This is a genomic window from Comamonas humi (assembly GCF_054782535.1).
This window is the reverse complement of record NZ_BAAGSH010000013.1, coordinates 49,012-73,396: the sequence shown is the minus strand read 5'-3', so window position 1 is coordinate 73,396 and position 24,385 is coordinate 49,012. Positions and strand designations below refer to the sequence as shown.

General features: G+C 69.9%; 24 protein-coding genes. 7 read left to right on the top strand and 17 right to left on the bottom strand.

Annotated elements, in window-relative coordinates:
* Positions 1 to 2: 2 nt before the first annotated feature.
* Positions 3 to 1,169: a BMP family ABC transporter substrate-binding protein gene (locus ACYVKR_RS14440; RefSeq protein WP_460481613.1), complete on the top strand. Its 1,167-nt coding sequence runs from the start codon at positions 3 to 5 to the stop codon at positions 1,167 to 1,169.
* 47 nt (positions 1,170 to 1,216) lie between these two features.
* Here the strand turns inward: ACYVKR_RS14440 and ACYVKR_RS14435 are convergent, their stop codons facing one another.
* The 5 genes from ACYVKR_RS14435 to ACYVKR_RS14415 form a co-directional block, all read right to left on the bottom strand.
* Entirely contained in the window at positions 1,217 to 2,086 is an 870-nt protein-coding gene (locus ACYVKR_RS14435) for an ATP-binding cassette domain-containing protein (protein ID WP_460481612.1), read from the bottom strand.
* A gap of 9 nt (positions 2,087 to 2,095) precedes the next feature.
* Positions 2,096 to 3,166, bottom strand: coding sequence for a FecCD family ABC transporter permease (locus tag ACYVKR_RS14430; RefSeq protein ID WP_460481611.1), 1,071 nt, complete (start codon positions 3,164 to 3,166; stop codon positions 2,096 to 2,098).
* Positions 3,167 to 3,186: 20 nt separating this feature from the next.
* On the bottom strand, positions 3,187 to 4,134 hold the full coding sequence (locus ACYVKR_RS14425; protein ID WP_460481610.1) for a heme/hemin ABC transporter substrate-binding protein: 948 nt from the start codon (positions 4,132 to 4,134) through the stop codon (positions 3,187 to 3,189).
* Between the two features lie 13 nt (positions 4,135 to 4,147).
* Positions 4,148 to 5,293 (bottom strand): hemin-degrading factor, encoded by a 1,146-nt coding sequence (locus tag ACYVKR_RS14420; RefSeq protein WP_460481609.1) that lies wholly within the window; start codon positions 5,291 to 5,293, stop codon positions 4,148 to 4,150.
* A gap of 75 nt (positions 5,294 to 5,368) precedes the next feature.
* Entirely contained in the window at positions 5,369 to 7,642 is a 2,274-nt protein-coding gene (locus tag ACYVKR_RS14415) for a TonB-dependent hemoglobin/transferrin/lactoferrin family receptor (protein WP_460481814.1), read from the bottom strand.
* A gap of 198 nt (positions 7,643 to 7,840) precedes the next feature.
* On the opposite strand from ACYVKR_RS14415, the gene ACYVKR_RS14410 reads away from it, so the two are divergent.
* Positions 7,841 to 8,893 (top strand): adenosine deaminase family protein, encoded by a 1,053-nt coding sequence (locus ACYVKR_RS14410; RefSeq protein ID WP_460481608.1) that lies wholly within the window; start codon positions 7,841 to 7,843, stop codon positions 8,891 to 8,893.
* A gap of 107 nt (positions 8,894 to 9,000) precedes the next feature.
* On the opposite strand, the gene ACYVKR_RS14405 is transcribed toward ACYVKR_RS14410, so the two are convergent.
* Positions 9,001 to 9,573 (bottom strand): helix-turn-helix domain-containing protein, encoded by a 573-nt coding sequence (locus ACYVKR_RS14405; protein ID WP_460481607.1) that lies wholly within the window; start codon positions 9,571 to 9,573, stop codon positions 9,001 to 9,003.
* Positions 9,574 to 9,663: 90 nt separating this feature from the next.
* Here ACYVKR_RS14405 and ACYVKR_RS14400 point away from each other — a divergent pair, with 90 nt between their 5' ends.
* Positions 9,664 to 11,073: an L-lactate permease gene (locus ACYVKR_RS14400; RefSeq protein WP_460481606.1), complete on the top strand. Its 1,410-nt coding sequence runs from the start codon at positions 9,664 to 9,666 to the stop codon at positions 11,071 to 11,073.
* On the opposite strand, the gene ACYVKR_RS14395 is transcribed toward ACYVKR_RS14400, so the two are convergent.
* The 10 genes from ACYVKR_RS14395 to ACYVKR_RS14350 all read right to left on the bottom strand — a co-directional run bounded on the left by ACYVKR_RS14395 (position 11,048) and on the right by ACYVKR_RS14350 (position 20,599).
* Positions 11,048 to 11,710 (bottom strand): 3'-5' exonuclease, encoded by a 663-nt coding sequence (locus ACYVKR_RS14395; RefSeq protein ID WP_460481605.1) that lies wholly within the window; start codon positions 11,708 to 11,710, stop codon positions 11,048 to 11,050. The two genes, ACYVKR_RS14400 and ACYVKR_RS14395, sit on opposite strands and share 26 nt — an antisense overlap.
* Positions 11,711 to 11,721: 11 nt before the next feature.
* The gene (kynU, locus tag ACYVKR_RS14390; protein WP_460481604.1) at positions 11,722 to 13,023 is read right to left on the bottom strand and encodes a kynureninase; all 1,302 of its coding nucleotides are present in this window, start codon (positions 13,021 to 13,023) and stop codon (positions 11,722 to 11,724) included.
* An 86-nt stretch (positions 13,024 to 13,109) separates the two neighbouring features.
* Positions 13,110 to 13,739, bottom strand: a complete 630-nt coding sequence (kynB, locus tag ACYVKR_RS14385; RefSeq protein ID WP_460481603.1) for a cyclase family protein — start codon at positions 13,737 to 13,739, stop codon at positions 13,110 to 13,112.
* Between the two features lie 4 nt (positions 13,740 to 13,743).
* On the bottom strand, positions 13,744 to 15,111 hold the full coding sequence (locus ACYVKR_RS14380; RefSeq protein ID WP_460481602.1) for an amino acid permease: 1,368 nt from the start codon (positions 15,109 to 15,111) through the stop codon (positions 13,744 to 13,746).
* 97 nt (positions 15,112 to 15,208) lie between these two features.
* Complete coding sequence (locus ACYVKR_RS14375; RefSeq protein WP_460481601.1) at positions 15,209 to 16,003, bottom strand: helix-turn-helix domain-containing protein; 795 nt, start codon at positions 16,001 to 16,003, stop codon at positions 15,209 to 15,211.
* 18 nt (positions 16,004 to 16,021) lie between these two features.
* The gene (locus ACYVKR_RS14370) at positions 16,022 to 16,630 is read right to left on the bottom strand and encodes a LysE family translocator (protein ID WP_460481600.1); all 609 of its coding nucleotides are present in this window, start codon (positions 16,628 to 16,630) and stop codon (positions 16,022 to 16,024) included.
* A gap of 81 nt (positions 16,631 to 16,711) precedes the next feature.
* A complete protein-coding gene (locus tag ACYVKR_RS14365; protein WP_460481599.1) occupies positions 16,712 to 17,089 on the bottom strand; it encodes a RidA family protein in 378 nt (125 codons plus the stop codon).
* An 8-nt stretch (positions 17,090 to 17,097) separates the two neighbouring features.
* Positions 17,098 to 17,958, bottom strand: a complete 861-nt coding sequence (gene kynA, locus ACYVKR_RS14360; protein WP_460481598.1) for a tryptophan 2,3-dioxygenase — start codon at positions 17,956 to 17,958, stop codon at positions 17,098 to 17,100.
* Positions 17,955 to 19,172 (bottom strand): amino acid aminotransferase, encoded by a 1,218-nt coding sequence (locus ACYVKR_RS14355; RefSeq protein WP_460481597.1) that lies wholly within the window; start codon positions 19,170 to 19,172, stop codon positions 17,955 to 17,957. Before ACYVKR_RS14355 ends, kynA begins: the two co-directional genes overlap by 4 nt.
* Before the next feature lie 32 nt (positions 19,173 to 19,204).
* A complete protein-coding gene (locus ACYVKR_RS14350; RefSeq protein ID WP_460481596.1) occupies positions 19,205 to 20,599 on the bottom strand; it encodes an amino acid permease in 1,395 nt (464 codons plus the stop codon).
* 128 nt (positions 20,600 to 20,727) lie between these two features.
* Here ACYVKR_RS14350 and ACYVKR_RS14345 point away from each other — a divergent pair, with 128 nt between their 5' ends.
* On the top strand, positions 20,728 to 21,195 hold the full coding sequence (locus tag ACYVKR_RS14345) for an Lrp/AsnC family transcriptional regulator (RefSeq protein ID WP_460481595.1): 468 nt from the start codon (positions 20,728 to 20,730) through the stop codon (positions 21,193 to 21,195).
* 12 nt (positions 21,196 to 21,207) lie between these two features.
* Here the strand turns inward: ACYVKR_RS14345 and ACYVKR_RS14340 are convergent, their stop codons facing one another.
* Positions 21,208 to 21,528 carry a YkgJ family cysteine cluster protein gene (locus tag ACYVKR_RS14340; RefSeq protein WP_460481594.1) on the bottom strand — a complete coding sequence of 107 codons (321 nt, stop codon included), beginning with the start codon at positions 21,526 to 21,528 and terminating at the stop codon, positions 21,208 to 21,210.
* A gap of 151 nt (positions 21,529 to 21,679) precedes the next feature.
* Between ACYVKR_RS14340 and ACYVKR_RS14335 the strand changes: the two genes are divergently transcribed.
* Genes ACYVKR_RS14335 through ACYVKR_RS14325 form a run of 3 tightly spaced genes read left to right on the top strand, consistent with a single transcriptional unit; the run spans position 21,680 to position 24,113 of the window.
* Complete coding sequence (locus ACYVKR_RS14335; protein WP_460481593.1) at positions 21,680 to 21,988, top strand: FeoA family protein; 309 nt, start codon at positions 21,680 to 21,682, stop codon at positions 21,986 to 21,988.
* On the top strand, positions 21,985 to 23,916 hold the full coding sequence (gene feoB, locus ACYVKR_RS14330) for a ferrous iron transporter B (RefSeq protein ID WP_460481592.1): 1,932 nt from the start codon (positions 21,985 to 21,987) through the stop codon (positions 23,914 to 23,916). The genes ACYVKR_RS14335 and feoB overlap by 4 nt, the downstream gene beginning before the upstream one ends.
* Positions 23,916 to 24,113 carry a hypothetical protein gene (locus ACYVKR_RS14325; RefSeq protein WP_460481591.1) on the top strand — a complete coding sequence of 66 codons (198 nt, stop codon included), beginning with the start codon at positions 23,916 to 23,918 and terminating at the stop codon, positions 24,111 to 24,113. The genes feoB and ACYVKR_RS14325 overlap by 1 nt, the downstream gene beginning before the upstream one ends.
* Positions 24,114 to 24,385: the final 272 nt, after the last annotated feature.

The window sequence follows — 24,385 nt, the reverse complement described above, 5'->3', positions numbered from 1 at the left end:
CCATGACCCCATTCGCTCAACGCAAGCTCGTGAAGGCGGCCGCACTGTCGGCGCTGACGGCTGCCGTGCTCGCCGGCTGCGGCAAGAAGGAAGAGGCCGCGGCGCCCGCCGCCAGCCCCGCACCCGCGCCGGCCGCGCAGGCCCCGGCGCCTGCCGCCGCTCCGCTGAAGATCGCCTTCGGCTACGTCGGCCCGGTGGGCGACGGTGGCTGGTCCTATGCCCACGACCAGGCCCGCAAGGCGCTGGAGAAGGAATTCGGCGACAAGATCCAGACCTCGTACGTCGAGAGCATTCCCGAGGGGGCCGATGCCGAGCGCGTGTTCCGCGATATGGCGGCCAACGGCAACAAGCTGGTGTTCGCCACCAGCTTCGGCTACATGGAGCCGGTGATGCGCGTGGCGCCCGACTTCAAGGACGTGAAGTTCGAGCACGCCACCGGCTACAAGAACGCCGACAACGTGGCCACCTACGACAGCCGCACCTACGAGGGCGCCTACCTCGCGGGCCTGGTGGCCGGCGCGATGACCAAGTCCAACGTGCTGGGCGTGGTCGGCTCGGTGCCGATCCCCGAGGTGCTGCGCAACATCAACAGTTTCACGCTGGGCGCGCAGGCCATGAACCCCAAGATCACCACCAAGGTGGTGTGGGTGAACGACTGGTTCAGCCCGCCCAAGGAGACCGAGGCCGCGACCTCGCTGATCAACGGCGGCGCCGACATCCTGTTCCAGAACACCGACTCGCCGGCTGTGCTCAAGACCGCCGAGGAGAAGGGCAAGCGCGCCTTCGGCTGGGATTCGGACATGACCGCCTACGGCCCCAAGGCCCACCTGGGCTCGGCCATCATCAACTGGACGCCGTACTACAGCAAGGTGGTGAACGACACGCTGAACGGCAGCTGGAAGAGCGGCCACGTCTGGTGGGGCGTGAAGGAAGGCTCGATCGACCTCGTGTCGCTGGCCGCCGACGTGCCCGACAACGCCAAGGCCAAGCTCGACGAGGTGAAGAAGGGCCTGAAGGACGGCACGTTCAGCATCTGGAAGGGCCCGATCAAGGACAACGGCGGCAAGGAAGTGCTGGCCGCTGGCGCCACGGCCGACGACAACTTCATGCGCGGCATCAACTTTTACGTGCAGGGCGTGGACGGCAAGGTGCCGGGCTCGGGCAAGTAAGCCGACAGACAGACCCAGCAAAGGCCGCGTAAGCGGCCTTTTTTGTGTCAGCCGGCGCTGGAGAACAGGTACTGCGCCACCCCGTCGGGCGCCGTCGCCGCATGGCAGGCCACGCCCCAGACGCGGGCCAGGGTTTCGGCCGTCAGCACGCGCTGGACCGTGCCTGCCTCGCAGCCGCCGGCGTGCACCAGCAGCACCTCGTCGGCATAGCGCAGCGCCAGGTTGGCGTCGTGCAGCACGGCGACCACGCCCACCTGCTGCTCGTGCGCCCAGCGGCGCAGCAGGGCCATGGTGTGGTGCTGGTAGGCCAGGTCCATCGCGGCGGTGGGCTCGTCCAGCAGCAGCCAGCGCGCGCTGCCGCAGGGCGGCGCGTCCCAGATCTGCGCCAGCGCCCGCGCCAGGTGCGCGCGCGCCCGCTCGCCGCCCGACAGCGTGATGATGCTGCGCGCGGCCAGCCCGGTGACGCCGGTGGCGGCCATGGCCTGGGCCACGATGCCGGCCTCGTCCCGGCTGGGCTGCAGCCGGTGCGCGTAGCGGCCCAGCTCCACCACTTCCTGCACGCTGAAGTCGAAGGCCACGCTGCCGTCCTGCGGCATCACCGCGCGGCGGCGGGCGAACTGCGCGGCCGGCTGGCCCAGCAGCGGCCGGCCGGCCTCCAGCACCTGGCCGCCCTGGGCCGGCCATTCGCCGGTCAGCGTGCGCAGCAGGCTGGACTTGCCCGCGCCATTGGGGCCGAGGATGGCCGTCACCCGGCCCGGCCGCAGCACGGCGTTGACCGTGGCCAGGCGCCGGCCGCCGGGCACGGCGATGGCCAGCTGCCGCAGCTCCCAGGCCGCCTGCGGGCCGTTGTTTGCTTCTGAATTGATAGCTGTTGGCGCTTGTTGGATAAGCGCTAGAGGCCAAAAAGGCTTGAACATGCTTGGCTCCTACAGCTGGCGGCGGAACTGGCGCAGCATCGCCAGGAACAGCGGCACGCCGACCAGCGCGGTGAGCACGCCCAGCGGCAGCTCGGCCGGCTGGACGATGGTGCGCGCAAAGGCATCGGCAAACACCACCATCGCGGCGCCCAGCAGGGCCGATGCGGGCAGCACCACGCGGTGGTCGGGCCCGGCCATCAGCCGCACCCAGTGCGGTGCCACCAGGCCGATGAAGCCGATCATGCCGCAGGCCGCGGTGATGGCGCCCACCACCAGCGCCGCCAGCACCACGGCGCAGCGCTTGGTGGGCTCCACCGCCACGCCCAGCAGGCTGGCCTGGGCCTCGCCCAGCGCGATGGCATTGAGCGGCTGCGCCAGGCGCTGCGCCAGCAGCACGGCCGCGGCCACCAGCGCGGCCGCGCCCAGGGCCACCGGCCAGCGCGTGCCGCCCAGGCTGCCCAGCAGCCACAGCTGCAGGTTGCGCAGCTGCTCGTCGGTGGACAGGAAGCTCAGCAGGCCCAGGCCCGCCATCGCCAGCGCGTTGATGGCCACGCCGGCCAGCAGCATCACGCCGATGCGCGTGCCGCCGCCGGCCTGCGCCAGCCCATAGATCAGCGCCACCACCGCCAAGCCGCCGGCAAAGGCGGTCAGCATCAGCGGCCAGCTGCCCAGCGTGCGCGGCAGCTGCGGAAACCACAGCGCGCCCAGCACGATCAGCGCCGCGGCGGCCAGGGCCGCGCCGCTGCTCACGCCGATCAGGCCGGGGTCGGCCAGCGGGTTGCGGAACAGGCCCTGCATCAGCGCGCCCGCCAACCCCAGGCCGGCGCCGGCGGCCAAGCCCATCACCAGGCGCGGCAGGCGGATGGTGGCGAAGACGAGCTGTTCGGTGCTGGCCTCGCCCGTGCCGTTCCACCAGTGCAGCCAGGCCTGCCAGGCCACGCCCGGCAGCCGCGCCGCGTCGATCGCGTAGGCACCCTGGCCGCTGGCGAACACCAGGGCCGCCAGCACCAGCAGCGTGAGAAGACCCAGCACCTGCGGCTTGCGCAGGCGCAGCGGCAGCTGCTCGCGGGGTTGCGGCATGGCCGGCGATGCGGGCCCGCTCACGCCGTGGCCACCGGCAGGGCGAGCAGCTGCTCGTGCAGCGCCTGCACGGCCTGCGGCAGGCGCGGGCCAAAGCCGAGCAAATGGCTGGCCTCCATCGCCACCAGCGATTTGCGCGCGAAGGCCGGCGTCAGCGCCAGCTCGGGGCGCTGCCAGAAGCGCTCGACGCCGCCCATGGCTTCGATGCCCTGGGTGGTGGTGACGATCACCTGCGGCGCGGCCTGGGCCATGGATTCGGCCGTCAGCGGCCGGTAGCCGGCAAAGCCTTTCATCACGTTGTCGGCGCCGGCCATGCGCAGCAGCGCCGCGGCGGCGGTGCCGCTGCCCGTGACGGTGGGGCTGCCGCTGTGCGACAGGATGAACAGCGCGCGCGGCCGGCGCCCGGCCTGCGCGGCGCGCGCCACGCTGGCCTGGGTGGCGTCCCATTGCGCCTGCAGCGTCTGCCGCAGCTTTTCGGCCTCGGCCACGCGGCCGGTGGCCTGGCCCACGAGGCGGATCTTGCGCAGCACCTCGTCCCAGCTGTGGTCGGCCTGCACCAGCGACACGGCCACGCCGGCCTGGCGGATCTGGGACAGCACCACCGGCGGCCCGGCCTCGGTCGTGCCGATCACGGTGTCGGGCCTGAGCGAGAGCACGCCCTCGGCGGCGAGCTGGCGCACATAGCCGACCTTGGGCGTGCGGTTGGCGGCGGCGGGGTAGTTGCTGGTGGTGTCGGTGCCCACCAGCAGCGCCTCGGCACCCAATGCGTAGACCAGCTCGGTGAGCGCGCCGCCCAGCGAGACCAGGCGCCGGCTGGCGGCGGGCAGCTCGGTGCCTACCAGCGGCTGGAGCAGGGCCTTGGCGCCGGCGTCCGGGGCCTGGGCCTGGGCCTGCGCCTGGGCGAATGCCGGCAGCGAGGCCAGGCCTGCGGCCAGCCATGCGCGCCGCGAAAGCGTACGGTGTGCCATGCCTTGCACTCCGTCAGGCCGTAGCCGCTTCGCCGACCAGGCGCGGCAGGCCGGTAGCCAGCGCGCGCCAGGCCGCCAGCTCGGGCTTGCCGGGCTTGCGCTCGCCGAAGAACATGGCCATCAGCTCGCCGTGCGTGTCGAACACCTCCACCGAGGTGACCGGGCCGTCGCTGGTGGGCTTTTCGACCAGCCAGGCGTGCGCCACCAGGTCGGTGCGCAGGTGCAGGTTGAAGCCTTCGTCGAGCACATTGATCCACTGCGCGGGGCCGGCGGCCATGGGCTCGACGCGGCGCACCGGGCCGGAGTGGATCTGGATGCAGCCGCCGCTGCCGACGAAGACCATGATGGGCGTGGCGGCGAAGGCGGCCTCGTCCAGCAGGCGGGCCACGGTGTCGGCGGGCAGCGGCCAGGCGAACTCGCCCTGCACCAGGCGCAGGGCCTGCTGGCGCTCGGCGCCGGCCTTCTTGAGCACGCCGAAGAACTCGTGCGTGTCCTGCATCGCGGCCCAGGCGCTGCGCAGCGCGGGCACATCGATGCCCGCGTCGGGCGGCACGGCCACCGGCGCGCGCGGCGCGGGCGGCTCGAAGCCGGGCAGGCTGGCGGCGGGCGCGTCGGCCGGCTGCGCGAAGCGCTCGACCAGCGCATTCCACGCGGCCAGGTCGGTGGCCTCGCGCGCGAACACCTTGTGCATGGCGCTGCCGCTGCGGTTGAAGAACTGCAGGCTGCGCAGCACCGCGGCACCGCCGTGGGGCGAGGGCTCGGCCACCGCATAGCCCGCATGCCAGTGCATGAAGAACAGGCGCAGGTCGATGTCGTGATTCAGCACCAGGCCCACGCCGCCGTTGGCGCTGGCATGGGCGTAGACGCCGGTCTTCTCGTGCACCGTGCCGGCGTTGCGCGTCAGCGCCATCACCGGGCCGCAGGCTTCCAGCGCCTGCAGGATGTCGATCCACTCGGCGCGCAGCGGCGTGGCCTGCAGCGCGGCGGAGGCTGCGCCCAGCTGCAGTGCGTGCGCGGCCAGGGCCTCGCCTTCGGAGCTGGCGCAGGCCAGCGCGGCCTCGCGGGCGCGCTGGCCCTTGGCGCGCTGCCCGGCAAAACGCTGGCGCAGGTCGGCGGCGCGCTCGGCGTCGAGGGCGGCGGGGAGGGTGTCGGTGCTCATGGGTGCTTCTCCGTGGTTTGCTATTGAATGGATAGCTTGCAGCGCTTGATGGACAAGCGCTGCAGGCCAAAATGCTTAAAAGTCCGCGACCAGGGTCACGCGGGCCGAGCGGCCCGGCTGGGAATAGGAGTCGACGATGCTGGAGCTGGCGGCGAGGCCGCGCACGTCGGCCCAGCGCCAGTACTTCTTGTCGGTCAGGTTGTAGAGGCCGACGTTCAGGCGCAGGTCCTTGCGGATGCGCCACTGCGCCGTCAGGTCCACCACGGTGGCCGAGGGGCTGAGGAACTGCGCGCCGGTGCTGGGGTTGGTGGTGTCGGCGGCCTTCTTGGCGGCGGTGTGGCTCAGGCCCAGCTGCGCGGTCCACTGCGCGGCGTCGGCGCGCAGGCTGACCGACAGGCGCTGCGGGTCGATGGACGAGACCGGCTCGCCGGTGTTGCTGTCGTGCCCCTGGGTGCGGCCCCAGGCGAAGGGCGTGCTCCAGTTGATGCCGGCGTGGCGGCCCCATTCGGCGCGGCCCTTGATCTCCAGGCCGCTGATGCGCACGCGCCCGCGGTTGACCGACTGGAAAATCAGCGGATCGGCGGCGGTGCCGCGTCCGCCCACCTGCACGAGGTCGTCGATGAAGTCCTTGTAGCGGCCGGTGAACACCGCCGCGTCCAGCGAGACATTGGCCAGCCGGCCGCGCAGGCCCAGCTCCAGGTTCTGGCTCTTTTCGGGCTTGAGGTCGGGATTGGGGATGGTCTTGTAGTTGCCGACCGGGTTCTCGAAGAAGGCGTTGACCTGGCCGGCGTTGGGCGCGCGAAAGCCCGCCGCGTAGTTGCCGAACACGCTCCATTCGGGCGTGACATGGAGCAGCGCGCCCAGCTTGGGCGACAGCGCATTGCCCGACAGCGACACGGCCGGCGCGTTGAAACCCGCCTGGTCGGCCGCGATGCGGAAGTGGTCGTAGCGCAGGCCCGGCGTCACGACGAGGTCGCCGATGCTGATCTCGTCCTGCGCATACAGCGCCCAGCTCGATTCGGTGGTGTCGGGAAAGCGCTTGAGCGGGTAGGTCTCGCCCACGGGCGGCGTCAGGCCGGTCTGCAGGTTCTCGACCTGGCTGCGGATGTAGTCGATGCCGTAGGTCAGGCGCTGCGCCACGCGCGGGCTGCTCTGCAGCACCTTGCTGGCCTGCAGGTTGGCCTGCCAGGTCTTCTCCTGGTAGGTGACGTTGCGGGTGCGGTCGGCGGCGGTGTAGCGGTCTTCCCAGATGTACTCGCGCGAATCGGCGTTCTGGTAGCTGAGCGTGGCCTTGAGCTCGTCGGCCAGCGGCGTGGCGAGGTTGCGCCAGTCGCCGGTCCAGGTGCCGCGCGTGCGCTTCATGTCGGTGGTGGAGGCCGAGTCGAGCACCGAGGTCGCGGCATAGGGCGGCACCGAGCGCGCGGTGTAGAGCTGGTAGTCGGCCTGCTTGTCGACATGCTCCAGCGTGAAGCTGTGCTTCTGGTCGGCATTGGGGCGGATGACGACCTTGCCCAGCAGCGCGGCGTCCTGGTCGCGCTGCGGGTTGGGCGCGGTGCGGCGGCTGTCGGTGGCGTCGTTGTCGCCCAGGTTCTTCAGCTCGTGGCTGCGGCCCAGCGTGCCGCCCAGCAGCCACTCGACCGTGTCGCTGGCCTTGCCGGCCAGCACCAGGCCCAGGTTCTTGCCGGTGTTCTCGCTGTTGTAGCCGAGCGTGGCGCGGCCGCCTATGGTCTTGCCGTCTTTCAGGAAATTCTCGGGATCGGCGGTGATGAAGTTCACCAGGCCGGCCATGCCGTCGGAGCCATACAGCGCCGACGTGGCGCCGCGCACCACCTCCACGCGCTGCACCAGGCCCATGTCGAGGTAGTCGCGGCCGAAGGCGTTGGCGCTGAAGGCGTAGCTGCGCGGCAGGCGCAGGCCGTCGACCATCATCAGCACGCGGTTGCCGTCGAGGCCGCGGATGTTGAAGCCCGCGTTCTGGTCGCGCCCGGTGGAGCCCGAGGCCAGCGTGAAGCGCGCCGGGCTGCGTTGCACCGAGACGTTGGGCATGTCGCGCGCCGCATCGCGGATGTCGCCGATCTGGCGCTCCTCCATCTGCTGGGCGTTGATCACGTCGATGCTCATCGGCAGCTCGTCCGGGTCCTGCTCGTAGCGCGAGCCGCTGATGACCATCTCCTTCAGCGTGGCGCCGTCGGCCGCGGCCACGACGGTGGCGGCGCCCGCAGCGGCGGCCTGTGCATGCGCGACCAGGCTGGCGCAGCACAGCACGGCGGCCAGGGCCAGCGGCCGGAGGGCGGGGAGGGAAACGGCGGAATCCGAAGGCGCGGAGGGCGCGCCGGCATAGGTCGACAAGGCCACGAAGAACCAGCTTTCAAACAACGGGAGGTTGAACGGAAGGAAGCTGGCGTGGGCTCCAGCGCAAAGCGGGCCTTGGCTGGCGAATTGTGTCCAAATATTATATGAGAACAATTCTCATTTGCAAAAAGAAAATCCTTTCAACGCAAATGGATGAAGCACAATTCCTCTACAGAAAAACAGGAGCCACCCGCGATGGTCTACACCCCACCCGACATTCCCGCCGACCGCCTGCCCGCGCTGCTGCGCGCCATGCCCAAGGCCGAGCTGCACATGCACATCGAAGGCTCGCTGGAGCCCGAGCTGATCTTCGCGCTGGCTGAGCGCAACGGCGTGCAGCTGCCCTACGACAACGTCGAGGCGCTGCGCGCCGCCTACGCGTTCACCAACCTGCAGAGCTTTCTCGACATCTACTACGCCGGCGCCAGCGTGCTGCTGCACGAGCAGGACTTCTACGACCTGGGCATGGCCTACCTCGAGAAGGCCGTGGCCGACAACGTGGTGCACACCGAGATCTTCTTCGACCCGCAGACGCACACGGCGCGCGGCGTGAACATCAAGCACGTCATCCTGGGCCTGCACCGGGCCTGCATGGTGGCAGAAAAGCGCTGGGGCATCAGCTCGCAGCTGATCCTGAACTTCCTGCGCCACCTGAGCGAGGACGACGCCTGGCTCACGCTGGAGCAGGCGCTGCCGCTGCGCGACTACTTCAGCGGCGTGGGACTCGACAGCAGCGAGGTCGGCAACCCGCCGGAGAAGTTCGCCAGCGTGTTCGCCCACTGCCACGAGCTGGGCCTGCACCGCGTGGCCCATGCGGGCGAGGAGGGCCCGCCGGCCTACATCTGGGGCGCGCTCGACCTGCTCTATGCCGAGCGCATCGACCACGGCGTGCAGGCGGTGCACGACGCGGCGCTGGTGCAGCGGCTGCGCGAGCAGCGCATTCCGCTCACCGTCTGCCCGCTGTCCAACCAGAAGCTGCAGGTCTTCCCCGACCTGGCCGACCACAACATGCCCGAGCTGCTGGCCCAGGGCCTGGTGGCCACGGTCAACTCGGACGATCCGGCCTACTTTGGTGGCTATGTGAACGACAACTTCGTGCAGCTCTTCGCCGCCACCGGCATGGGCGCGCGCGAGGCCTGGCAGCTGGCGGCGAACAGCTTCGAGGCCAGCTTCGTGCCACCGCCGCAGAAGGAAGCGTGGCTGCAGCAGCTGCGCCAGTGCTTCGAGCGCTTTGCCGCCAATCCCTGAAGATCTTCAAAAACAGTAGCTGCTGGCGCTTACCATCATTGGGTTTCAGATGGAAAAGTATTTGAAAACCAGTAATAACAAGCGCCAGCAGCTCTCTTTTTCTTAGCTCACCCCAGCAGCACCAGCAGCAGCAAGCGCGCCGGCACATCGCCGGCGTTGGCCAGGCGGTGCTCGCTGTCCACCACCAGCGTGGCCGTGTCGCCCGCGTGCAGCAGCACCTGCTCGTGCGCGGTGAAGACCTCGATGCTGCCCTCCAGCACATGGAAGACCTCGCGCGTGCCCGTGCGGTGGGCCGCGAAATGGCTGGACACGGCGCGCGGCGGAAAGCGGTACTGCACCAGGTTCAGGCCCGCGCTGGGGCTGGCCAGCGCCAGCCGCTCGACGCCGCTGGCCTCGTCGACGAAGCGCAGGTGCTCGCCCGCGCGCGTGACCTGCGCGGCCGCGCCGCCCTGCACCAATTCGCCCAGCTCGCAGCCCAGGCCGCGCGCGATCGCCATCGCATTGCGCAGGCTGGTGGCCAGCAGGCCGCGCTCCACGCGCGACAGCGCGCCCGGCGACACGCCGCTGGCCTGGGCCAACTGGTCCAGCGTGATGCCGAGCTGCGCCCGGCGCGCGCGCACGGCGGCGCCGAAGGCGGCGTCCTCCGCGTCCGATGCTTGCGTTGCAGTGCTGGAATTCAAGCCTGCCTCCTTGGTGGGATCTTGTGCCAATGATTTTCCTATGAGAAAATAATTTTGCGTATCAGAAATTATTTTCAGAGGATCACTGCAATGTACCTGCTCCAGAGCACCTTGCCCGCCTTGCCGATCGCGGCGGTCGTCATGGCCCTGCTGGCGGGGCTGCGCTCGCTGCAGGCGGCCTGCATCGGCGTGCTGGCCGCGGCGCTGGCCGTGGCCCTGGCCTTTCCCCAGCCGGCGGCCGTGTGGCTGCAGGCGGCCGCGGTGTGGACGCCGGTGCTGCTGGAGGTGGTGCTGATCGTCGGCGGCGGGCTGCTGCTGTCCGAGGTGCTGCGCCAGTCGGGCGCGCAGCAGTCCCTGGCGAAATGGCTGCTGGCGCACACCGGCAGCGGGGTGGGCGCTATCTTGTTGGTAGTGCACGGCATCACGCCGTTCGCCGAGTCGGTCACCGGATTCGGCGTGGGCGTGACCATCGGCATTCCGCTGCTGGCGCACTTCGGCCTGCCGGCGCGCAAGGTGGCGCTGATCGGCTTGCTGGGCCTGTGCGCCGTGCCCTGGGGCTCGATGGGGCCGGGCACGCTGATCGCGGCCACCATGGCCGGCGTGCCCTTCCACGACCTGGGCCTGGCCTCGGCGCTGGTGAGCGTGCTGCCGTTCGCCATCACCGGCATGGTGGCCGCGTGGCTGGCGGCCGAGCCCGGCCGGCGCGGCCAGGCCATGCTGCAGGGCCTGCTCTCGGGCCTGCTGCTGACAGCGGCGGTGGCGCTGGTGAACGCGCTGGCCGGCACGGCGCCGGCCGGGGCGCTGGGCGCGCTGGTGGTGGTGGCCTTCCACCTGCTGCGCACGCGGCGCCAGGCGGCGGGCAGCGCGCCGCTGGATGCCCTGGGCCGCCGCGCGCTGGCCGCCTATGCCTTGCTGCTGGGCGGCGTGCTGGCGGCCGGCTGGCTGGTGCGCGCCGCGGGCCAGCCGGGCTGGCACGGGCTGGCCTCGCCGGCGCTGTGGCTGCTGGTGGCGGCGGGCTTCTTCACCCGCGGCCGGCCGGCGCGCGAGTCGCTGCGGCGCGTGGGCCGCGCCTGGGCCCAGGTGGCGCCGGTGACGGCGCTGTTCATCGCGCTCGGGGTGCTGATGGCCGCATCGGGCATGGCGGCGCAGCTGGCGCGCACGCTGGCCCAGGGCGGGCCGTGGTATCTGCTGGCCGCGCCCTTCGTGGGGGCCTTGGGCGGTTTCGTGACCGGCTCGAACACCGGCGCCAACGCCATGTTCGCCGCCACGCAGGCCGAGATCGCGCAGGCGCTGGGCGCGCCGCTGCTGCCCTTCATGGCGGTGCACAACGTGAGCGCCGCGCTGCTGCTGATGGCCTCGCCGGGCAAGGTGGAGATGGCGGTGCAGCTGCTGCCGGACGGTGCGCCCCAGCGCCGCTGGGTGCAGCGCGCGGTGCTGCTCGTCGACCTGGCGGTGGTGGCGCTGCTGGGCCTGTTCAGCCTGGCATGGCTGCGGGCGTGAGTGTGGGCAAGGAGGGCTGGCTTTGCGCCTGCGAGCTTTGCAACAGCAGCCGCGCCAGGTGCTTGCGTGGACAGGCCTGGATCTGCTGCAGCAGCGCGTGGTGCGGATCGGGGATGTGCCAGCGGCTGCGCAGGTCGGCCTGCATGCGCAGCAGCAGGTGGGCGGTCATTTCGGCATCGGCCAGCGCGCGGTGGGCCTTGTCGGCCGGCGGCAGCTGCAGATAGCGCACGATGCGGCCCAGCGAGTGGCTGGGCGCCTCGGGGTAGAGCCGGCGCGACAGCAGCACGGTACAGGCGAAGGGCGCCACGCCGTCGCAGCCGGCGCGCTGCAGCTCGTCGAGCCAGAACTTGCTGTCGAAGGCGGCGTTGTGCGCGATCAGCGGCGCCGTGCCGACGAAGGCCGCGGCATCGCGCATCACCGTCTCGGCCGGCGGCGCGTCCTGCAGCATGGCGCTGGTGATTCCGGTGAGCTGGGTGATGAACGGCGGCATGCGCTGGCCCGCGTTCATCAGGCTCTGGAAGCGGCCTGCGATGCGCCCGCCCTCGACCAGCACGATGCCGACCTCGGCCGCCCGCGCGCCATGCGCGGGGCTCATGCCGGTGGTCTCGAAGTCGAGGATGGCGATGCGTTCCTGCATGGGGCCGTCCATCAGGTCACGGCGTTGATGCGGTTGAACTCGGGGCGCTGCCATTCGCCTGATTCGAGCACCTGGCGCAGGTGCTCGACGGCGTTCCACACGTCCTCGAAGCGGGTGTATAGCGGCGTGAAGCCGAAGCGCAGGATGTCCTTGTGCGGGCCGCTGCCGCCATCGCCTTTGCGGAAGTCGCCGATCACGCCGCGCGCGATCAGCGCCTGCACGATGGCATAGGCGCCGGTGTCACGCGTCAGGCAGACCTGCGAGCCGCGCTGCGCGATGTCGCGCGGCGTCGCCAGGCCCAGGCCGTGGCCGTGGCCGGCGCAGCGCTCCTCGACCAGCGCGATGAACAGGTCGGTCAGCGCCACCGACTTGCGGCGCAGCGCCACCATGCCGCCGTATCGCTCGGCCTCGGTGTAGACGTCGAGCCCGCACTGCAGCGCGGTGAGCGAGATCATCGGCTGCGTGCCGCACATATAGCGGCGGATGCCGCTGGCCGGCTGGTAGTCGCTGGTGAAGGCGAACTGCTCGGCATGGCCGAACCAGCCGGATAGCGGCTGCCAGAATTTGTCGGTATGCCGGGCATTGGCCCACACGAAGGCCGGCGCGCCGGGGCCGCCGTTCAGGTACTTGTAGCTGCAGCCCACCGCGTAGTCGGCGTTGGCGCCGTTCAGGTCGACCGGCACCGCGCCCGCGCTGTGGCACAGGTCCCACACGGTGAGGATGCCCTGGGCATGCGCCTCGCGGGTGACGGCGGCCATGTCGTGCATGTGGCCGGTGCGGTAGTTGACGTGGCTGAGCAGCAGCACGGCGACGTCCTGGGTCAGGCAGGCGGGCAGCTCCTCGGGCTCGATCAGCACCAGCTCCAGGCCGTGCTGTTTGCACAGCGATTCGGCGATGTACAGGTCGGTGGGGAAGTTGCTGCGTTCGCTGACGAGGCGGGTGCGCGCCGCGCCCTGCGGGCCGGGAAACTCGGCCTGCGACAGGCGGATGGCCGCGCTCAGCACCTTGTACAGGTTGACCGAGGTGGTGTCGGTGAACACCAGCTCGCCGGCGCGCGCGCCCACCCACGGCGCGAACTGGTCGCCCAGGCGCTGCGGCAGCGTGATCCAGCCCGCGTCGTTCCAGCTGCGGATCAGGCCCTGGCCCCATTCCTGCTGCACCATCTGCGCCAGGCGCGGGCCGGTGGCGCGCGGCAGCGGGCCCAGCGAGTTGCCGTCGAGGTAGATCACGCCCTCGGGCAGGTCGAACCAGTCGCGCAGCGGCGCCAGGGGTTCTTGCAGATCGACTTCGCGGCAGGCTTCCAGGGTGGTCATGGCAGGTGTTTTGAATGAAATTGGCAGTTGGCGCTTGATAGTCAAGCGCGAGCAGCTATTGTAATGATAGCTTTGGTGGGCAGATCCTAGAGCGCGCGCAGCACGGCGCGCACCGGCGAGGCATCGGCCTGCACCAGCTTGAGCGGCAGCGCGATCAGCTCGTAGTCGCCGGCGGGCACCTCGTCGAGCACCAGATTCTCCAGCACGCGCAGGCCGCGCCGGCGGATCACCATGTGGCTGGGAAGCTGCTTGCTCGTGGCCGGATCGATGCTGGCGGTGTCGATGCCGATCAGCTGCACGCCGAGGTCGGCCAGGCGCTCGACGGTCTCGGGCGCGTAGGCGGCGAGGTCGCCGTCCCAGGCGGTGGGCGCCCGGGCATAGGTGCGCACCAGCACGCGGGGCGGCAGGTCGGCGGTGATGGCGTGCTCCAGGTGCCGCCATTCGACCAGCGGCCCGCAGCGAATGGCATGGATCACGCGGCAGGGGCCGAGGAAGGCGTCGAGATCGACGTTGCCGATGCTGGCACCGTCCGCGTCGTAGTGCAGCGGCGCATCGGCATGCGCGCCCACATGGGGCGACATGTTGATCGCGCTCACGTTCACCGGGCAGCCCGGGCCGATGGTGGCGCACCACTGCTGCGAGTACGGCGTATCGCCCGGAAACACCGGGGCCGCGGGGTGGACGGCGGGGGAGATATCCCAGAGCTGGCGGGGCATGGCGTCATTTCCTCCGATACCAGAAAGCATAGACGAGCACGAGAATGATGAGGAAGGGCACGCCCACCAGCACGGTGGTGTGGAATTCCCGGGTGAAGTAGGTGGTCACGATGACGCCCAGCATCAGCACGGCGCCGAGCAGCGTGAACACCGGAAAGCCCCACATGCGGAACTGCAGCTGCTGGCCCGGGTGCTCGCGCTGCCAGCGCGGGCGGAAGGCCAGGTGGGTGACGAAGACCATGAACCAGGCGAACATCGCGCCGAACATGGCGATCGACATCATCAGCTCCAGCGACTGCTCGGGCCTCAGCACATTGAAGACCATGGCCACGGCCATGCCCAGGCAGGACACGGCAATCGCGCCCAGCGGCACGCCGCGCGGGTTGAGCCGGCCCAGCGCCGCGGGCGCGTAGCCGCCGCGCGAGAGGCTGAACATCATGCGCGAGGTGACGTAGAGCTGGCTGTTCATCGCCGACAGCGAGGCCACCAGCACCACGAAGTTGAGCACGCCGGCCGCGCCGGGAATGCGCAGGATCTCCATCACCTTGACGAAGGGGCTCTTGTCGGTGCCCGCCTGGTTCCAGGGCACGATGGCCAGCATGATGGCCAGCGACAGCAGGTAGAACAGCACCAGGCGAATCACCGTGGAGCGGAAGGCCGAGGTCACGGCCTGCCGCGGGTTCTCGGCCTCGCCGGCGGCGATGGCGATGGCCTCCAGGCTCAGGTAGCTGAAGATGGCCACGATCACGCCCACCCAGGTGCCCCACCAGCCATTGGGAAAGAAGCCGCCGCCCACCGTGTAGTTGGCAAAGCCGACCCCTTCGGGGCGGGCGCCGAACAGCACGTAGGCGCCGATCAGGATGAAGGCCACGATGGCCACCACCTTGACCATGGAGAACACATACTCGACCTGGCCGAAGGCCTTGACGCTGGTGGCGTTGACGGCCGCCAGGCCCAGCGAGAACAGCAGCACCCAGACCCACTGGTCCACCGCGGGGAACCAGTAGCGCATGTAGAGGCCCACGGCCGTGACCTCCATGCCCACGGCCAGCACCACGGCGGCCCAGTAGGCGTAGCGCACCATGAAGCCCGCCAGCGGGCCGAGGTAGTGCTCGGCATAGGCGCCGAACGAGCCCGAGGTGGGGTGGGCCACGGTCATCTCGGCCAGGCAGCCCATGAGCAGCAGGCCAATCAGCGCGCCGATGGCATAGCTGATGAGCACGCTGGGCCCGGCCACGCCGATGGCGAAGGCGCTGCCCATGAACAGGCCCGTGCCTATGGCGCCGCCGATGGCGATCATCGCCATCTGCGCGGCGGTCAGCTGCTGGCGCAGACCGGTTTCTCGTTGTCGGATGTGCTCGATGTCGGCCATGGCGCAGCGCGGGGGGTGAAAAAGCGAAGGCGTAAGTATCGGCGCTTTCGGCGCACGCCCTGGCCAGCCGCGCACAAGGCCCTGGGTGCGGGGCGGCTCAGGCCGGGCCGCCGCGGGCGTAGCAGCCCGGCGTCAGCGCATGGTGGGCCTTGAAGGCGCGTTGCAGGTGCGCCTGGTCGGCAAAGCCCATGGCATAGGCGGCGTCGGACAGCGGTGCACCCGAGGCCAGCAGGCGCCGCGCGCCATTGATGCGCAGGTTGAGCCGGTAGCTGCCGGGCGTCATGCCGGTGGCAGCCTTGAAGCGGCGGATGAAGCGCGTGGCGCTCATGCCGCATTCCTGGGCCAGCGACTGCACCGTGAGCCCGGCGTCGGGCTGCGCATGCAGGCGCTGCAAGGCGGTCTGCAGCCCGGTGCCATCGTCCTGCAGCGGCGCGGCGGCAGGCTGGGCGCAGCGTGCCATCAACTGCTCCAGCCCGAGGGCCAGCCGCTGCGCTGCGGCAGGGCCGTCGATGGGGCGGCACAAGCGATCCACCTGGCGGGTGATGTCCGCGTCGGCCAGTGCGCGCTGCGGAAAGCGCAGCGCGGCGACGCCCAGCCGCGCCTGCAGCCAGGCGGCATCGACGAACAGCATGCGGTAGGACCAGGGCGCGCCGGGCTCGGGGTTGCAGGCATGCCAGGCGCCGGGCTCGATCAGCACCACGCCGCCGGCCTCGAGGGGCTGCGGGCCCTGGGCATGGTGGAACACGGTGCGGCCCGCGTCGACGATGCCGATCGAATATTCGGCATGCATGTGCAGCCGGAAGCAATGTGGCGAGGGCGAGCTGTCGCGCAGCTCGGCCCAGGGGGCGGCGGGATGGCGGTGGAAGCGGTGGGGCGAGGCGGAGGAAGTCATGGCGGTGTCTGCCTGCCATCATGCCAGCATGGCCGCCACGCTGGCGACCAGCAGCAGGGCCAGCCCCTGGTGGAAGCGCCGCTGGCGGTGCTCCGTGCGCAACCAGTCCGACAGCCATTGGCCGAGCAGCGCCCAGCAGCCGACGCCGATGAGGCAGGCCAGCAGCGACATGCTGCAGAACAGCACAAGCGCCCGGGCGGCATCGGCTTGCGGTAGCACGAACAGGCCCACGCCAGCCAGCGCCACGAGCCAGGCCTTGGGGTTGAGCGTCTGCACGGCGGCGCCCTGCAGCAGGAGCCGCAGCGTGTGGCCGGGCCGGTGCGGCGCTTGCTCGCCGGACTCGCCCACTGGGGCGTGGGCCAGCCGCCAGGCCAGCCACAGCAGGTAGGCCGCGCACAGCCACTGGGCCGCTGCGGACAGCCGGGGCAGGGCCTGCAGCAGCCATTGGGCGCCCTGGCCCATGGCCCAGACTACGATGGCATAGCTGGCGCTGGCGCCCAGCACATAGGCGGCGCAGGCCAGGCGGGATCGGGCGGCGCCGTGGCGCAGGGCCAGCACATTGACGGGGCCAGGCGTGATGGCGCCGACCAGGGTGAAGATGCCCATGGCGAGCAGCGAGGAAGACATGGAGGTTCGCGGTGAAGCGGGATGGCACAGGGGCCGGAGTCTCGCGCGTGCCGTGAACCATGTATTGAACAGGATTGCGCCCTAGCCAAGCATGGCGTAGGCGACGATCTCGATCTTCATGCCCGGCACCACCAGCGCGGAGATGCCCATGCTGGAGCGGTTGGGGTAGGGTGCCTCGAAGAACTCGCGGTACACGGCGTCGATGGCTGGCATGTCGGCCACGTCGGTCATGTAGATCAGCACCTGGGCCACGTCGGCCAGCGTGCCGCCGGCCGCCTGCACGGCGCCCTGCAGGTTGGCGAAGGTCAGGCGCGCCTGCTCCTCGATGGGGCCGGTGTCGATGCTGCCGTCGGGCCGCACCGGGCCGTGGGCGGTGAACAGCATCTGGCCGCTGGCCTTGACGGCCCACGAGAAGGGCTGCTTGAGCGGCGGCAGGCCGGTGTCTACGACTTGTTTCATGGAGGGCCTCACAGGGCGGTTCTTACGGACCAGATTTCGGGGAAGAGCACGACATCCAGCATCTTGCGCAGGTAGCTCACGCCACCCGTGCCGCCGGTGCCGCGCTTGAAGCCGATAACGCGCTCCACCGTGGTGACATGGCGGAAGCGCCACAGGCGGAAGGCGTCCTCGATGTCGGTGAGCTTTTCGCCCAACTGGTACAGGTCCCAGTAGCGGTGCGGATCGCGGTAGACGGCGGCCCAGGCGGCCTCGACCTCGGGGCTGGCGCTGTAGGGCTGCGTCCAGTCGCGCTCCAGGTGGCTGGCCGGGATGGCCAGGCCCTGGCGGGCCAGCAGGCGCAGCGCCTGGTCGTACAGCGAGGGCGCGCGGTAGGCGGCATCGACCTGGGCGAGCAGGTCGGGCCGGTGTGCATGCGGCTTGAGCATGGCGGCGTTCTTGTTGCCCAGCGCGAACTCGATGCAGCGGTACTGCGCGCTCTGGAAGCCGCTGGAGCTGGCCAGGTACGGCCGCATGGCGGTGTACTCGGGCGGCGTCATTGTCGACAGCACGGTCCAGGCGCTGACGAGCTGCTCCATGATGCGCGAGACCCGCGCCAGCATCTTGAAGGCGTCCGGCTTGGTGGCATCCGAGGGGTTGGCGATCGCGGCGATGGCCGCGCGCAGCTCGTGCAGCATCAGCTTCATCCACAGCTCGCTGGTCTGGTGCTGGATGATGAACAGCATCTCGTCGTGCGCGGGCGACAGCGGGTGCTGGGCGTTCAGCACCTCGTCGAGGTGCAGGTAGTCGCCGTAGCTCATCGACTGGCTGAAGTCGAGCTGCGCCTTCTCTTCGGCGACGATGCGCTCGGTGGCGGGCTGCGGGGCCGTCATGCATCCCCCAGCACGGTGGCGATGGCGTCGGCCACATACTGCACGTTGGCCTGCGACAGGCCCGACATGCACATGCGGCCCGAGCGGATCAGGTAGACGCCGTGCTCGTCGCGCAGGCGGTTGACCTGCGGCTCGGTGATGCCGGTGTAGCTGAACATGCCGCGCTGGGTCAGCAGGAAGCCGAAGTCGCGGCGCTCGCCGAAGTGCCCGTGCAGCGCCTGGTGCAGGCTGGCGCGCATGTCCTTGATGCGGCCGCGCATCTCGGCCAGCTCGCCGGCCCACTGTGCGCTCAGTTCGGGCGACTGCAGCACCTGCTGCACCAGGCGCGCGCCCTGCGTGGGCGGCGACGAGTAGTTGCGGCGCACCGTGGCCTTGAGCTGGCCCAGCACGTTGGCGGCCGTGGCCGCGTCGCTGCAGACCACGCTGAGGCCGCCGGCGCGCTCGCCGTACAGCGAGAAGTTCTTCGAGAACGAGTTGGCGACGAAGGCCTGGGCGCCGGCCGCGGCCAGCGCGCGCACGGACCAGGCATCGTCATCCAGGCCGTCGCCGAAGCCCTGGTAGGCCATGTCGACAAACGGGATCAGCCCGCGCTCGACGATCACCGGAATCAGCTGCTGCCACTGCTCGCGCGACAGGTCCACGCCCGTGGGGTTGTGGCAGCTGGCATGCAGCAGCACCACGCTGCCCGAGGGAATGCTGCGCAGCGTGTCCAGCATGGCCTCGAAGCGCAGGCCGCCGGTGGCCGCGTCGTAGTAGGGGTAGCTGTGCGTGCGCAGGCCCGCGCCTTCGAAGATGGCGAGGTGGTTCTCCCAGGTCGGGTCGCTGAGCCAGATCTCGGCGTCGGGGAAGTAGCGCTTGATGAAGTCGGCGCCCACCTTGAGCGCGCCCGAGCCGCCCAGCGACTGGATGGTGGCGATGCGCTGGCTGCGCACGGCCTCGTGGTCGGCGCCGAACACCAGGTTCTGCACCAGCTGGCGGTAGGGCGCGATGCCCTCGATGGGCAGGTAGCCGCAGGGCGTGACGTTCTGGCTCAGCGCCTGGGCGGCCTGGCGCACGCAGTCCAGCACCGGCAGGCGGCCTTGTTCGTCGAAGTACAGGCCGATGCTCAGGCTGACCTTGGACGGGTGGCTGTCCTGCTGGAAGGCCTCCATCAGCGAGAGGATGGGGTCGCCGGCGTAGGGCGGGACATGGGCGAAGAGGGAAGGTGTGGTCATGGTGAACAACGGAGAAAAGTCAGAAGAAAAGCTTACTGCGCCTGCGCCGCGGCCAGGGATTTGGCGGGCTTGCGGTACCACAGTGCATAGGCGGCGGCGAGCAGCAGCAGGAAGGGCACGCCGGTGAGCAGCGTGAGGTGGAACACATCGATGAACAGCGTGGACAGCAGCGCGGCCAGCATCAGCCCCGCGCCCAGCAGCGTCAGCCACGGGAAGCCCCACATGCGGAAGGCCAGCGGGGCATTGCCCTGGCCCACCCAGCGGCGGCGGAAGAACCAGTGCGTCACGAAGATCATGAACCAGGTGAACATGGCGCCGAACATCGATACCGACATCATCAGCATGAAGGACTGCTCGGGGTTGACGATGTTGAACACCGTGGCCACGGCAATGCCCAGGCACGACAGCAGCAGCGCCGGCAGCGGAACGCCGCGTGCGTTGACGCGGCCCAGCACGGCCGGCGCATGGCCGGCGCGCGAGAGGCTGAACATCATGCGCGTGGTGATGTAGAGCTGGCTGTTCATCGCCGACAGCGCGGCCACCAGCACCACGAAGTTGACCACGCCGGCGCCGCCGGGCAGGCCGATGATCTCCATCACCTTCACGAAGGGGCTGCCTTCCTTGCCGGCATCGGCCCAGGGCACGATGGCCAGCATCAGCGCGATGGTGGCCAGGTAGAACACCACGAGGCGCACCATGGTCGAGCGGAAGGCGCTGGTGATGGCGCGCTGCGGGTCTTTGGCCTCGCCGGCGGCGACGGCGATCATCTCGATGCTCAGGTAGCTGAAGATGGCGATGATCACGCCCACCCAGGTGCCCCAGCCGCCCTTGGGGAAGAAGCCGCCGTGGCTCACGTAGTTGCCAAAGCCCACGCCCTCGGGCCGGGTGCCGAAGACCACCCAGGCGCCAATCACGATGAAGGCCACGATGGCGATGATCTTGACCAGCGAGAAGCTGTACTCCACGGCGCCGAAGGCCTTGACGCTCATCATGTTCACGCCGACCAGCACGGCCGAGAACAGCAGCACCCAGGTCCAGCGCGGCACCTCGGGGAACCAGTAGCCCATGTACAGGCCGATGGCCGTCACCTCGGTGCCCACGGCCAGCACCACGGCGGCCCAGTAGGCGTAGCGCACGAGAAAGCCGGCGATGGGCGCGATGTAGTGCTCGGCATAGGCGCCGAACGAGCCCGAGGTGGGGTGGGCCACCGTCATCTCGGCCAGGCACCCCATCAGCAGCAGCGAGATCACCGCGCCCACGGCGTAGCTGATGAGCACGCTGGGCCCGGCGAAGCTGATCGCAAAGCCGCTGCCCAGGAAGAGGCCGGTGCCGATGGCGCCGCCGATGGCGATCATCGCCATCTGGCCGGCGCTCAGTTGTTGTTTCAGTCCGGCTTCGCGCTGGACGATGTCGTCGAAGGCCTGCATGCCTTGTCTCCGTGGTTTGGGGATGCGCGCATGCTAGGTGCAGGGCTGGCGGCAGGATTAATGGTTATCCATGAAATGTGGAAAAATTGGATAATCAATCCAATTATTAGTGAAATGAGATTGTTTTTATGCCAATTGAAGTCGACAAGACCGACCGTTTGCTGATCCGGGCGCTGCAGGAGAACGCGCGCCTCACCTCCGGCGACCTGGCCCAGCGGGTGAACCTGTCGCAGTCGCCGTCGTGGCGGCGCATCAAGCGCCTGGAGGACGAGGGCGTCATCACCGGCTACCACGCGGCGCTGGACCGGCGCGCGCTGGGCTTCGGCGTGCTGGCTTTCGTGATGGTGGCGATCGACCACCAGAACGAGGAATCGTCGCTGAGCTTCGAGGAGGCCGTGTGCGCCATCCCCGAGGTGGTGATGTTCCACGGCATCTCGGGGCCGGAGGACTTTCTGCTGGTCGTCGTCGCGCGCGACCTCGACGATTATTCCAACCTGCTGCAGCGCAAGCTGCACCGCCTGCCGGGCGTGCGCCAGGTGCACACGCATTTCTCGCTGCAGGAGTTCAAGGGGCAGCTGGCCGGGCTGCCGGTATAGGGCAGTGGCGCGTTACAGCAGGCCGCTTTCCAGCGGCGGCATGCCATGGCGCTGGCGCACGCGGTTGCAGGCATCGCTGCCGGCGGCGAACTCGCGGCAGGGCGAGGGGCGCCATTCGTAGATGCCGCAGTGCGCCTTCTCGCCCACCTTGCCCACCAGGGCCGCGCAGCGCGGCCGCGCCCAGTCGGTGCCGCGCATGCGGCAGGTGTATTCGGTGACTTCCTCGATCAGCCCGGCGGGCACGCGCCCGCCATGCTCCTGCGATTCGTGCACGGAAAAATCCACGCGGAACGAGGCGCAGCAGGCGCCGCAGGACAGGCAGGGGTGGTTCATGGCAGGGCGTGGGGCTGGGGACGGATGGCGGCAGGGCCGTATTGTGCCGCGCCGCAAGACCCCCAGGGCAGCTCTGTTTACCAAGCAGATATGGTGCAGCCAGGGTGATTTCGATGAAAATGAGAATTATTACTAATACCTATTGCCAGCCATGACTGCCGACATCCTGCCGCCGGGGCCTGCCCCCGTGCCCGGCGCTCCTGCCCCCGGCCTGATCCCTCTTGATGCGTTGCCCCGCCACACGCCGGCGCGCGTGGTCGATCTGGCGCCCAGCAGCGACCAGACCCTGCTGCTGCGGCTGATGGAGATCGGCTTCCTGCCGGGCGAGCCGGTGCGCATCGTGGCGGCGGGCTTTCCCGGCGGCGATCCGCTGGCGGTGCGCGTGGGCCAGGCCACGTTTGCGCTGCGTCGCCACGAGGCATCGCTGGTGCGGGTGAGCGTGGTGGAGGGCGGGGCATGACGGCGCGTCCACCGCTGCAGCCCCTGCAGCCCTTGGGCAAGGCCACCGGCGGCGCGGCCGCTGCGCCGCTGCGCCTGGCCCTGCTGGGCAATCCCAACTGCGGCAAGACCGCGCTGTTCAACCTGCTGACTGGCGCGCGCCAGAAGGTGGCCAACTACGCCGGCGTGACGGTGGAGCGCAAGGAGGGCTGGCTGAGCACCGCCGCCGGCCGCCGCGTGCGCGTGCTCGACCTGCCCGGCGCCTACAGCCTGCACGCCCACAGCGAGGACGAGCGCATCACGCACGACATCGTCTCGGGCCTGCATGCCAGCGAGGCGCCGCCCGAGCTGCTGGTCTGCGTGACCGACGCCACCCACCTGCGCCTGAACCTGCGTCTGGTGCTGGAGGCGCGGCGCCTGGGCCTGCCCATGGTGTTGGTGCTGAACATGAGCGACATGGCCGAGCGCCAGGGCATCGCCATCGACCGCGATGCGCTGGCGCGCGCGCTCGGCATGCCGGTGATTGCCTCGGTGGGCGTGCGCCAGGACGGCGCGCGCGAACTGCTCGACTGGCTGGACAGTGCCGAGGCGCGCGCCCTGGCCGCGCCGGCTGCGCAGGCCATCGCCGGCGATGCGCGCGAGCAGGTGCTGGCGCTGCACCAGCAGGTGGCGCTCATCATGGCGGACAGCGTGCGCGAGCCCGTGGTGGATACGCATCGTGACGACCGCATCGACGCCGTGGTGCTGCACCCGCTGTGGGGCATGCTGCTGCTCGCGGCCACGCTGTTTTTGATGTTCCAGGCCGTGTTCAGCTGGGCCGAGCCGCTGATGGACGGCATCAAGGGCGGCATGGCGGCGCTGGCCGGGCTCGTGAGCACGCAGTTGCCCGACGGCGTGCTGCGCAGCCTGCTCACGGACGGCATCATCGCCGGCACCGGCAGCGTGCTGGTGTTCCTGCCGCAGATCCTGATCCTGTTCTTCTTCATCCTCGTGCTCGAGGACTCGGGCTACCTGCCGCGCGCGGCCTTTCTGCTCGACCGCGTCATGGGCAAGGTCGGGCTGTCGGGGCGCTCGTTCATCCCGCTGCTGTCGAGCTTTGCCTGCGCCGTGCCCGGCATCATGGCCACGCGCTCCATCACCAGCTGGCGCGACCGGCTGGTGACCATCATGATCGCGCCGCTGATGACCTGCTCGGCGCGCCTGCCCGTCTACACGCTGTTGATCGGGGCCTTCATCCCCGCGCGCAGCGTGGCCGGCGTCTTCAACCTGCAGGGCCTGGTGCTGTTCGCGCTCTACGTGGGCGGCATCGTGAGCGCCATGGGCGTGGCCGCCGTCGCTCGGCTGATCGGCAAGAGCGCCGGCCCCACGCCGCTGCTGATGGAGCTGCCCGCCTACCGCTGGCCCAGCGTGCGCAGCCTGGCGCTGGGCCTGTACGAGCGCGCGATGATTTTCCTGCGCCGCGTGGGCGGCATCATCCTTACGGTCAGCATCGTGCTGTGGTTCCTGGCCAGCTACCCGGCGGCGCCGGAAGGTGCCGCGGGCGCGGCCATCCGCTACAGCCTGGCGGGCCGCATCGGCGGCTGGCTCGAGGTGCTGCTGGCGCCCATAGGCTTCAACTGGCAGATCTCCATCGCGCTGGTGCCCGGCATGGCGGCGCGCGAGGTCGCTGTCGGCGCCATGGGCACGGTCTATGCGCTGTCGGCGGCGAGCGACGAGGCCATGGCCGAGCAGCTCGGGCCGCTGATCGCGCAGAGCTGGTCGCTGGCCACGGCGCTGTCGCTGCTGGTATGGTTCATCTTTGCGCCGCAGTGCATCTCGACCATCGCGGCGGTGCGGCGCGAGACCAACGGCTGGCGCTATCCGCTGCTGATGCTGGGATACCTTTTCGGCCTGGCGTACCTCGCCAGTTTCATCACCTACCGCGTCGCCCTGGCGCTGGGAGCGGGCTAATGCAAGAGCTGATCGTTGGCGTGATCGTGGCCGCGGCCGCCGTGTCGCTGGTGTGGCGCTACCTGCCGGCGCGCTGGCGCAGCAAGGCCGGGCGACTGCACCCGTCGCTGGCGCCCAAGTCGTCGTCCGGCTGCGGCGGCTGCAGCGCCTGCGGCGGCGACAGCTGCTCGGATACGGGCGGCAAGCGCAAGGTCTGAAAGAGTCTAAAAAGATAGCGGCTGGCGCTCGTCACAGGTCGACTTCAAATATATTTTGCTTTGAAGTCGGCTTGCAGCAAGCGCCAGCCGCTATGGGTTTTAAGTATTAAGCGTCAGTCCAGGCGACCCAGCAGCAGGTACTCCATGAGTGCCTTTTGCACGTGCATCCTGTTGTGGTTCCGGCCCGCAGCCTGCGGCTGCTTCACATCCGCTGCGCGGATATGAGCCTGCACCGAAACAGGCTGCTGGCGCTGCGCGCCACCGACTTGCAT